Annotated in this window: 13 protein-coding genes; all 13 read right to left on the bottom strand. The window is 52.4% G+C overall.

Features of this window, described 5'->3' with window-relative positions; all coding sequences use genetic code 11:
• Positions 1-1,109 (bottom strand): type IV secretory system conjugative DNA transfer family protein (locus NI20_RS0113140; RefSeq protein ID WP_242843004.1); only part of this gene is annotated, 1,109 nt, incomplete at its 3' end.
• Positions 1,106-1,606, bottom strand: coding sequence for a PcfB family protein (locus NI20_RS0113135; RefSeq protein WP_002576352.1), 501 nt, complete (start codon positions 1,604-1,606; stop codon positions 1,106-1,108). The genes NI20_RS0113140 and NI20_RS0113135, both read right to left, overlap by 4 nt.
• 101 nt (positions 1,607-1,707) lie before the next feature.
• Positions 1,708-2,019, bottom strand: a complete 312-nt coding sequence (locus tag NI20_RS0113130) for a DUF5720 family protein (RefSeq protein ID WP_033121841.1) — start codon at positions 2,017-2,019, stop codon at positions 1,708-1,710.
• On the bottom strand, positions 2,012-2,374 hold the full coding sequence (locus tag NI20_RS0113125; RefSeq protein WP_015537377.1) for a hypothetical protein: 363 nt from the start codon (positions 2,372-2,374) through the stop codon (positions 2,012-2,014). Before NI20_RS0113125 ends, NI20_RS0113130 begins: the two co-directional genes overlap by 8 nt.
• Positions 2,375-2,422: 48 nt before the next feature.
• The gene (locus tag NI20_RS0113120; protein ID WP_033121840.1) at positions 2,423-3,316 is read right to left on the bottom strand and encodes a DUF6017 domain-containing protein; all 894 of its coding nucleotides are present in this window, start codon (positions 3,314-3,316) and stop codon (positions 2,423-2,425) included.
• 67 nt (positions 3,317-3,383) lie between these two features.
• Positions 3,384-3,578 (bottom strand): hypothetical protein, encoded by a 195-nt coding sequence (locus tag NI20_RS15775; RefSeq protein WP_033121839.1) that lies wholly within the window; start codon positions 3,576-3,578, stop codon positions 3,384-3,386.
• 27 nt (positions 3,579-3,605) lie between these two features.
• On the bottom strand, positions 3,606-3,881 hold the full coding sequence (locus tag NI20_RS0113110; protein WP_033121838.1) for a DUF5720 family protein: 276 nt from the start codon (positions 3,879-3,881) through the stop codon (positions 3,606-3,608).
• Positions 3,882-3,893: 12 nt separating this feature from the next.
• Positions 3,894-4,829: a ParB/RepB/Spo0J family partition protein gene (locus NI20_RS0113105; RefSeq protein ID WP_033121837.1), complete on the bottom strand. Its 936-nt coding sequence runs from the start codon at positions 4,827-4,829 to the stop codon at positions 3,894-3,896.
• A complete protein-coding gene (locus tag NI20_RS0113100) occupies positions 4,786-5,607 on the bottom strand; it encodes a ParA family protein (RefSeq protein ID WP_033121836.1) in 822 nt (273 codons plus the stop codon). The genes NI20_RS0113105 and NI20_RS0113100 overlap by 44 nt, the downstream gene beginning before the upstream one ends.
• 461 nt (positions 5,608-6,068) lie before the next feature.
• On the bottom strand, positions 6,069-7,796 hold the full coding sequence (locus NI20_RS0113095; RefSeq protein WP_033121835.1) for a recombinase family protein: 1,728 nt from the start codon (positions 7,794-7,796) through the stop codon (positions 6,069-6,071).
• Positions 7,796-8,098: a hypothetical protein gene (locus NI20_RS0113090; RefSeq protein ID WP_033121834.1), complete on the bottom strand. Its 303-nt coding sequence runs from the start codon at positions 8,096-8,098 to the stop codon at positions 7,796-7,798. The genes NI20_RS0113095 and NI20_RS0113090 overlap by 1 nt, the downstream gene beginning before the upstream one ends.
• 18 nt (positions 8,099-8,116) lie before the next feature.
• Positions 8,117-9,406 carry a plasmid recombination protein gene (locus NI20_RS0113085; RefSeq protein WP_033121833.1) on the bottom strand — a complete coding sequence of 430 codons (1,290 nt, stop codon included), beginning with the start codon at positions 9,404-9,406 and terminating at the stop codon, positions 8,117-8,119.
• Between the two features lie 346 nt (positions 9,407-9,752).
• Entirely contained in the window at positions 9,753-9,968 is a 216-nt protein-coding gene (locus tag NI20_RS0113080) for a phosphoribosylglycinamide formyltransferase (RefSeq protein ID WP_033121832.1), read from the bottom strand.
• Positions 9,969-10,363: the final 395 nt, after the last annotated feature.

Below are 10,363 nucleotides of genomic sequence, written 5' to 3'. Positions count from 1 at the left end.
ATAACTTGCGCTCCTTTCTTCGGTTTTAGGTTGTGTGTTCTAAGAGACTTCCCAACCGCTTGATTAAGAAGTCTTTTAGAGCATACAACACCGGCGGCCAGCTTGTACTTCTTGTACTGCCGGACCGCAAAATGATTTGGCTTCTCAGCCTCCAGCGCGTCAAACATCAGGTCTACGGGGTTCTTGAACTCCTCGTCATCCTCCCGGACCTCCATCGCGTTGATGAACTCGATAAGGGTGGAGAAATTCTGTTCCTCCACTGGGGCCTCGTAGTGGATATACCCGATGAGGGCGCAGTACAAAAGTGTTTCCGCCTTGACCCAGAAATCGTCCCCGGCCTTGCCCTCGCCCTTGGTGTTGGCAATCAGCGTTGTGACCAGCTTCAAGATGTCCTTTTCGGAGTGGATGTAAGCAAAGGGGTTATAATGCATGGACTTCTTGAAGTTGATGGTATTGAGGACTTTGATCCGGTAAGGCTCATAGATGACCTTGCCGTGCTTATCCTTCATGGGCTTGCCGTCCTTGCCCAGTTTGGGCGTCCCGCGCTGGAGCATCTTGCCGCACTCCACCAGGATGGTGCCTTTGGGGTCTGTGACCACATAGGAGCTGTGCATCTGCATCAGGTTAGGCTTCAGCCAGAACCGGGTCTTGCCGGAACCGGAGCCGCCGATTACCAGAACATTTTTGTTTCTGGCAGTCTTGGGGTCCTTGGGGCGGCTGTTCATGGTCAGGCTCTCGGTTTTGGTCAGAATCACATTGTTCTGGAATACCGGGTCGATGTAAGGTGCAATATCCTCATGGGTTCCCCATCGGGCGGAGCCATACTCCATGCCATGCCGGTACTTCTTGGCGTTCTTGCTTTTGAGATAGACCGCCAGCCGCAGGCCACCGCCGCAGCACAGGCCCACCAGCAGGTCCAGCGGATGCAGACTGGGCCACCAGCTGGCCAGCGCCACCGGCAGCGTGGAGAAGAACGAGAGCATTTTTGCCGAAGCGTCCGCACCTACGGCCATCCGCCATCCTTCACCGAAGTTGGTGGCGAACAGTCCCATCAGGATATACGGCATATTCAGCAAAAGGAGCTTTTTGATGTCAAGCTGCTTTTTCATCGTTCCAGCTCCTTCCGCTTGTTCCGGTCCACGACGGCGTGTTTCACCAGCTCTTTGAACTGGCTAAGCTTTGCCAGCACGGACGGACGCTCTGTTTTCTGCGCCTTTCTGACCTTCTTGCCGGTGTACTCGGTAAAGGCAGCGGTCAGGGCATCCGCATCCCGGCCTTTGAAAAAGATCAGGTACTTGGGCGGGGAGCTGCTGCGGTCCTTCTTCACCGCATAGTCAACGCCGTATTTCCGGGCGATCTTCTCAAACTCCTTGATGGAGGGGTCGGTGATCTCGATGTTGGAAACGCCCTGATTCTGGCCGATCAGCTGCTTCACCGTCTGTTTGCCGTGGGGAATCACGGGGGTATCCCGGCTTTTCTGCTTTTGCAGCTTCTTTTCCTTGCGGTGGGCAAGGTACTTGGTGATGGCGGCCTTAAACAGCCGCCCGGTAAACTTTGTTCCGCTGACTACCAGCGTCAAAGTCCTGTTTTCCACTTCCTCCTGCATAGGTCATCGCCTCCTTTCCGCGGATTTTGCAGGGGTGGCGCTTGATACTAAGGCGGGACCACCAGCCGCCGCAGCAGGTATTTCATCATGGCAGGCTCCTTTCAACGCAGCTGGTCGGAGTGGTCATAGTACAGATGCCCCTGGCGCACCTTGGCATGGCTGAGAATCTTGATATGGCCCTTTTCCTGGTTCTCCAGGCTTTTCTGGTATCCGGCCTCCGTCAGAAACAGGCGGGTCCGTTCGCCTTTCCAGCCCACCGGCGAATCGTGGGTCAGCACATCGAAGATAATCATGTGCCGGGTGTCCTCGGCAAACCGTTGCAAATCCATGTATTCGTGGCCGTGGTAGTTCTGCGCCCCGGCCTTGAGGCGCATTTCTTCCATCAGCTGGCCCACGGTCTTACGCTCAGGCATGGCGCGCACCTCCTTTCCCGCGCCCCTGGCCCTTCACGGTCAGGATGCCGTCCAGGGTGGTAGCGGTGATCCGCAGGCGCTCGGCGGTGGCGATGTCATTCTTCACGGTCTCGTCGATGCCGTGGCCGCAGACCACCAGCACATGGGACCGGCGCAGGTAGTCCCGCGCCATATCCAGCCCATCCTTGTGTTCCTGGGGAATCTCGTCCTTCAGGAAGGTGGGCAGGAACAGCACCGGGCAGATGGGCGAATACCCGGCGTCGTACACCTGACGGCAGTAGGCCGCAGCGTTCTCGGCGTTCTCATACTGGCTGTTGCTCCAGGGAGCCGTAATGTAGGCAAGAGGTCGTTTCATGGCAAAATCCTTTCTCCCGGTGTGTCCGGGCAGTACAAAAGCGGCTGTTTACCAGCCGCCTGCGTACATATCGTGGTTGACTTGTGCGGTGTAGTGATTGCTGATCGTGGTAGGCGCATTGAACAGCACCGCAAGCAGATACTGCTTCATGTTGCGGATTTCGGTGGTATTGTTCCGCAGGCACTCCATGACAAACTCGATGTGGGAGCAGTCCAGCTTCAAAAAACGGGAGCGGACCACCTCATGGGGGAAGTCGCTGCCAGCGATCCGGGTGGTTTTCCGCTTGGCGCAGACGGTCTCCACCATCAGCTCCACAATCTCGTCCAGGTCCTCCCGGTAGGTGGTAAACTCCCGGCACAGGTGGTCATACTCAATGTTCTCCAGAATCAAATCCCGATAACTTTCCATCTCTGTGAGCGACATCGCATCCCTTTCTTTCCGTTCCGGCGGTCTTACCGCCGCTGGCTCCCGGAAGGGAATGGAATCGGTACTTGATCCATGAGTACTTGATTTTTGGGTATTTGATTTCTCTATATTTAATTCTGCGGGCTTTTCCGTATCCGGTTTATCCAGATACGGGTTTTCCGTATCTGGTGAAGCCGTATCTGGTACATCCGTATCCGGCTGGGGCGTTTCCGGCTGCCGGGGCTGGGGCTGCTCATAAATGACATACTCGGTGTCGCTGATCCGGCCCTGCCTGTCCCGCAGCTGGTGGCGCACGATGTAACCGGCGGTTTCCAGCTCCCGCAGCGCACCGCCGATGGCGTCCACACCCTCCTTGCAGATTTTCGCAAGGCCACGGGTGGTATAGTTCCAGTCATCCGGCAGGGACAGCATCATGGAAAGCAGCCCCTTGGCCTTCAGCGACAATTCATGGTTCCGCAGGTGATGATTGCTCATTACCGTATAGTCGCGGGTTCTTTCAATCCGAAAGACCGCCATTGACTTCACTCCTTTCTGTTCTCAGGGCATGAAAAAAGCCACAATCCTGTAAAAAGAATTGTGGCGGTTACACTTTTTCATATTTTCTTGCGTGGAACCAATACAGCGGCCTTTGCGATTTCGGCTTAGAAAATGGTCCCGGTTCCTGAGAAAACGGGAGGGTCTGCAAAACCCGGTCAATGTCGGTGGATTCCATGTCATATTGGGACTGGCAGTTTTCCCGGATAGCATCCTTGATGCTCTGGACAGTACACATATTCATTCCTTTCCTTTCGGGGTAGTGGCAGGTTTACGGGTGGCGGCGGCGCTTGTCCGGCTTGAAGTCGAGGACATGGCCCTCGATCACGCGGGCATACCGCTTGATTTTGATTTCCCGGCGCTTCCGGCTTACGAGGGCGGCCTGATACCCGTCCTCCGTGAGAAACAGCCGCATTTCATCGCCGGGGCTGCCGTAGGAGCAGGGACGCAGGATGGAAAACTCGATCATCCAGCGGGTGTTGTCCTGAAAACGCTCCACGGCCAAAATGTTGTGTCCTTTCAGCTCACGGGCTGAAATATCCCTCATAGGCGGCTCCTTTCATCGTTCCTGGTCTCTCTGGCGCTTCTTCTGCCACCCCTCCAGCAGCTTGATGATGGTCTCCTGCATCCGCTGGGGCGTATAGCTCTTGGGAAAATACTTCCGCAGGATGTCGGCAGAAAGGGTCACTTTGTCGAGATCGCTTTTCTTTTCCTCGCCCATGATGACGCGCATCATATCGAGGGTCAGATACCCCTCCTGGCTGTATTTCTTGAGCCGCTGGGCTTGGGAAAGAGAGGGGGTGGCCTGTTCGCTGTCCATCGCGTCCAGCAAGTCCCGCTGTTCCTCTTTTTTGAGGAAAGACAGCTCATAGGCCGGGTTGAGAGCAATTTTCTTTTCATCGACCATATCCAGCAGTTCGGGGATCAGCTCTGTCAGGCGGATATAGCGGAAAATCTGATTTTTACTCTGGCCGACCTGTTCAGCCAAAAGCTCACTGGACTTCTTTCCAGCAGACTTGTTCCCAACTTGGGAACAAGTTAAATCCATGCGCTCACCTTGGTGCTTCATAGCCTCCAGCTTCATCTTATAGGCAAAAGCTCTCTCGCTGGGGAGCAGGCTTTCCCGCTGCAAGTTGCTGTCCACCATGATGATGGTGGCGGCATCATCGTCCAGGTCCCGGACAATGACCGGCATGGTTTCTTTCTTGGCCAGTTCACTGGCTCGGTGTCTCCTGTGACCGGCCACCAGCTCATAGCCGCCCTCCGGGTCCGGGCGGGCAATAGCCGGAACCAGAACACCATACTGCCGAACGCTGTCGGCAGTCTCCATCATGGCCTCGTCATCCTTGACTTTGAAGGGGTGGTTCTTGAAAGGATGCAGCTCAGACAGCGGGATTTCCCGTACTTTTTCCAGCTTGGCATCCTGGCGGCTTTCCTCGGTGGAAAACAAGTCATCGTATGGAGCCAGCTCTACTTTTTTCGCGCTGCTTTTCAAGTTTTATCACCTCCTGGGTCAGAATTTTGTACCCCTCGGCCACCTTGCCATTGGGGTCGTGGGCAAAAATGCTCTTGCCCTCGGCGCTGATCTCCTTTGCCCGGACAGAATGGGGAATCTCGCTTTTGAAAACCGTGATTTTGCTGCCATAGGTCTCCCGCAGCAGGGCGGCGATCTCCTTGGCGAAGTTGGTGCGGTTGTCCACCATCGTCAGCAATATGCCGTCGATCTGGAGCTTGGGGTTGATCTGCCGCTTCACCTTGTTTACGGTCTGGAGCAGCTGTTCCAGGCCCTTGGCGGGCAGGTACTCCGCCTGGACGGGGATTATGACCCTGTTGGCGGCGGCCAGGGCGTTGACCGTGAGCATACCCAGGGAGGGCTGACAGTCAATCAGGATATGGGAATACTGTCCCTTGAGCGTGTCCAGATACTGCCGCAGAATAGTCTCTCGGCTCATGGCGTTCACCAGGGAGACCTCCATGCCGGAGAGCTGGATGTCGGCGGGCATCAGGTCAACGCCTTCCGGGTGGTGCAGGATACCCTCACCGGGACGCAGCGGCTCGTCCATCAGGATACGGCCCATCGCGTCGGACAGGGTAAAGGGCAGCTTGTCCGGCTGGGGATGGCCCAGGCTGATAGTCAGGCTGCCTTGCGGGTCCCCGTCGATCAGCAGCACTTTCTTTCCGGCCTGTGCCAGCCCGATCCCCAAGTTCGCGCAGGTGGTTGTCTTGCCAACGCCGCCTTTCTGGTTGGCGATGGCGATGATTTGCGTGTTCAATGACTTCACCTCATTTCTGAATTGTTTTATGGCTTCTGGAAATAGAAAAAGCCGCCACTTCAAAAACTGAAAGTGACGGCCTTTTCTTATCCCGGAATGAAATCCCCCGGAAACACAAAAAGCGCCCAGTAAAAAACACTGAACGCTTGGCGATTAGATTTATTTTATTTTAATCAAATTAGGTCAAATCAGGACAAAACAATTCGATAGAAGGCGGGACCATTTACCCTCCAAAAAGATGACCTTCTCCAAGGAAAAAACAGCCTGGATTTAGCCCATAATTTAACCCATCAATTAACCCATTTCGAGATTTAACCCATGTTTAACCCATAAAAACTGGTTCAAAAGATGTCTCGTTGTGCTAAACTGTGTCAAACCGGTTCAAAAGGAAAACCCCAGAAAACCAAGGCTTAATAGTGACAAGTAACTATTTTGTCGCAGAGAACGGTGTGACCCGAAGGTCACGCCGTTTTTCTGTGTTCATAGGTTGTTTGCGTGATGATAGGCTCGGAAATAACGGGAATATCTACATCGTCCACGAAGTTGAAGAAAATCTTCACTTTCTGCTTGCGCTTGCCGCTGGATTTGTCCGGGGCATAGACGATGATTTTCTTGATATACTCGTTCACGATGGTCTGTGTCAGCTCCTCCACATCCACATATTTCTGTGTCAGGGCGATAAAGGCATCCAGACCGTCGTTCATTTCTTCCCGCTGTTCCACCCATTCTTCGATAACTTCAATTTCGAGCTTTAACCGTTCCTGCTCCGCTTCATAGTCCGCAGACATCTTTCTGTATCTGTCCTGATTGAGATTTCCAAGAACATAGTCCTCGTACAGCCGGGCGATGATGACATCCAGATCGGCAAGGCGTTTCTTTGCCTGTTCCAGCTTCTTTTTGTCATCCCGGATGCTGCGCTCCTGGTCAGTCCTGCGGCATTGCAGCCATTCCTCCTGAAAACCGTCCACATCGCTTCGGATATACTCATTGACTGCCCGGATGCGTTCCAGAACGATTTCACGAAGCACATCTTCCCGGATATAGTGGGCAGTACAAGTACCACGGTTGCTCTTGTAGTTGTTGCAGACGTAGTGATCCTGCTTGCCCTCAAAGCTTTTGCTTGTGGCAAAGTGGAGCTTGCCGCCGCAATCGGCACAAAACAGAAGCCCGGAGAACAATCCCTGCCGTTCCGCTTTTGCGGGGCGGCGTTTGTTTTTCCTCAGTTCCTGCACCCTGTCAAACTGTGCCTGAGATACAATCGCTTCCTGTGTGTCCGGCAGATAAAACATATTCTCCGGCTCATTGGGAATCCGCTTTTTCAGCTTGTAGGACTTGGAATAAGTCTTGAAGTTGCAGGTACAGCCTGTGTACTCCTGCCGTTCCAAAATCCCTGCAATGGACTGGTTGCCCCAGTGGTACGGTCTTTCCGGCATCGGCTTTTTCTTTCGCTTGGCATAGAGTGCCTTTGCGGTCATAATCTGCTTTTCTTCCAGAATCCTTGCAATCTGCTCCGGGCCTTTGCCGTCAATGCAAAGGTCGAAGATGAGCTTGACTACCGGAGCCGCTTCTTCATCCAGAATCCAGTGATCCTTGTCCTCCGGGTCACAGCGGTATCCGTAGGGCGGTTTGCCCATGTGCTTCCCACTGGTTCCTCTCTGCCGCAAACTGACACGGACTTTCTTGCTGGTATCACGGGGATACCACTCGTTGAACAGATTACGGATTGCGGCGAAGCCCTCGCTGTCTCCCCGGTTGCTGTCTACGCCATCATTTATAGCGATAAAGCGGACATCATAACTCGGAAAGATAATATCCGTATATTGTCCAACAGTCAGATAGTCACGACCAAAGCGGCTGAGGTCTTTGACCAGCCAGCAGCCCACAAGCCCCTGCTTGACAAGCTCAAAGCCTTCCTGCACACCGGGACGATTGAAGTTCGTCCCCGTATAACCGTCATCCACCAGAATTTTCAGGTTTGTATACCCGTGGTCACGGGCATATCGGGTTAAATACTCTCTCTGATTTGCGATACTGTTACTCTCGCCTTCCTGGGCATCCTCGTTGCTCAGACGGCAATAGAGAATGGTAATTTTCTGCTGATCCAACATAATATCCTCCTTCGGTGGTTGGTCAGCCGACAGTACCGTTGTGCATATTGGAATTATATCATGCTTTTGTGTCGCAGTCATTAACAAATCACCCCCTTGTCAGAAAAAATGAGCCGTTTTACCTTGTCGGTAAGTGGCTCATTTCCATCACACTCCGTTTCAATCACATACCATGTGTTTCCGATCTTGCACTCAATGGTTTTGCAGAAAGAGGACTGTGCCGCTTCCCAACGCTTGCGGCATTCTTCCAGAAAATCAATAGGCGGCTCAAAAATCGGATCGAAGCAGGAGCAAATATCAATATAGCCGATGGCATCGTTGATTTCTTCCATCGGGGCATCTTCCATAATCATCTTGTTAATTTCATCTACGGTTTTCTTCATAGGCAAATAGTTCCTTTCTTAAATTTCCATGTCCTGTCCACGATTGCGGGCAGGGTGTTTGTGTTCATACAGTTCCTTTCCCCTGGCGAGGATGGCATTGATAAAAGCCCAGACCTTTTCAGATGCAATCTCAATCGCATCCAGGAAAGGCTGGGCTTTCTGTTTCAGCTCCTCATAGTCTTTGTTCAGTTTTTCAAAACGGTCTTTCCATATCTTTGCGTTTTTATCTGCCTGCTCGAATTTCTGCTTGTATTTCAGCTTCTCAGACTTTTCCGCAAAGCTGCTGACCGCATAATCCTTTAGCGTGCGGCACTCATCCGCCGTCATGGTAACATTTCCCGTAATGGGATTTTTCTTGCCCATCGACTCAATCTCATGTGCAGTCATAGCAACAGACTTAGCAGCCTGAGTTTCCTTTTTCAGAGCTTCCAGTTTCTTTTTCTGCTTCTCCGTGGCAGCTTTGGCATCCGCTAAGCTCTGCTCGGCCTGTGCCACCTGTCCGGTCACAGCTTCCAAACGCTGCTGTTCGGCCTGTACCTTGAACTGTGTCACCGTCAGATGTTCTTCGGTGCTGCCACATTCTCCACGCTCTACATCGGTATAACCAGCGTTTCGCATGAAATTGAAAAAGTCATCCTGCAGCACACTGTAGGACGACTTCAAAATCTTTTTCCCTTTTGCGTTCAACATAGGATTTCCGTTTTCATCAAGAACGGGTTTGGATTCCCACTTCTTACTGCGGCTGACCTGTGTGATCGTTTCCTTTACCGTTCCCCGGAGGGATTCATCCTTGCATCGCTTCGACCACAGGATTTGTTTCTCCACCACCGGGATATAAACCACATGAAGGTGATAGTGGTACACATCCTCACCCAGAGCTTCCGACATTGCCCGGTTGCGCTCGTCGGCATGCATTACAGCGGAGAGGATATACTGCTCACCGCCCACGATCTCCACGGCGGCTTTATAGGCATCGGCATAAAACTGTTTTGCAAACTCATAGCCGCCGTGGTTGTAGAAATAAGCGGAGTTCACATCGAAAACCAACTCGCCATATTTGACGGCATCCGGTTTCAGCCCTCTGGTGGAGATGATCTTGTCCTGCTCCATCTGCTCAAACATTTTTACATAATCGTCAGTGGGAGACTTGAAGTGAACATTCAGCGCAGTACGTTCCGGCACGATGTCCACATTGGAATAACGGTCTTTTTCACGCTCATTGTGTTCCTGTACTTTTGTCACATCATCCGGAGTTTCCAAGTCCTGATTTCTGGCTAAGGTACGATCAATTCCATCATTTCTTGCCATAGATTTTTGTCCTTTCTTTAAGATTTGCAGACAGCGGAGGGCTGAGGAACGGCACTTTTTCAAAGTGTAATAACCCACTATTACACTTTCATCCATGCTGGCTACAAAGTGCCGTGGGCTCTCCGAGGGCTCTCCCGAGGGGGAATGCGGTCACTGCGGTGACCTCTGCTGACCAAGGCAAAATGTCTGCGCCTTTTACCTTGGTCAGCCCGTCTGCATGAAGCTGTTCTGCGGAACATTTCTTGCAGACGATGGCAGCGAAAACCGTATCTTTCACTGCCTGTCCATGGGCAGCACTGCGGTGCGCCTATGGGGACGGGAGATGCGGAGGGCTGTTGCCGGGGTATCACTTCTCCCGTCTTTTCCGCCATACGATGTCGTAACCAAGCACAGCGGCAAGCTCCAATACTTCCTTGTATCGTATACTTTCCCGCTGTAATTTTGCGGACAGGTTGGAAACGCTGTCGCTCCATCCGTACTCGTCCGAGAGCAGGTCAACAACTTCCTGCATGGTCATCCCGGCACGGATGATCTGTGCCTTTATTTCGTTGCGTATATTCATATTGATAAAATCCTCCATAATTCAGTTCATGTGTCGGTGCAACCTCTGCGCTCCAAGGTGGAGTGGATGCACCGAACAGTGAAAAATCTGCAATCTCCGAAATCCGTTCAGAATTTCGCTTGTGATGTCCTGTCCATATATGACCATATCCCACTTTGCCGTTTTGTGTGGTTTGGTCTGGAACAGTGAAAACACCCATTGTTCCGTGAACAGGGTACACGGTTCAGAGAAGCACGATTTCGTGAAATAGTTTCGTCCTGCGGTCAAAAACTTTGCTGTTTCCATTACCATTGATTTTTAATGCCCGAAAACAGGTCAGCTTTGAAAGCTGCTGTTTCCTATAACGGAAGAAAACAGGGGTAAATGCTGCGTACATACGTACAGAGCATGACTGG

The organism is Oscillibacter sp. ER4 (assembly GCF_000765235.1).
GTDB classification, from domain to species: Bacteria; Bacillota; Clostridia; order Oscillospirales; family Oscillospiraceae; genus Hominicoprocola; species Hominicoprocola fusiformis.
This window is presented reverse-complemented; position numbering and strand designations above follow the sequence as displayed.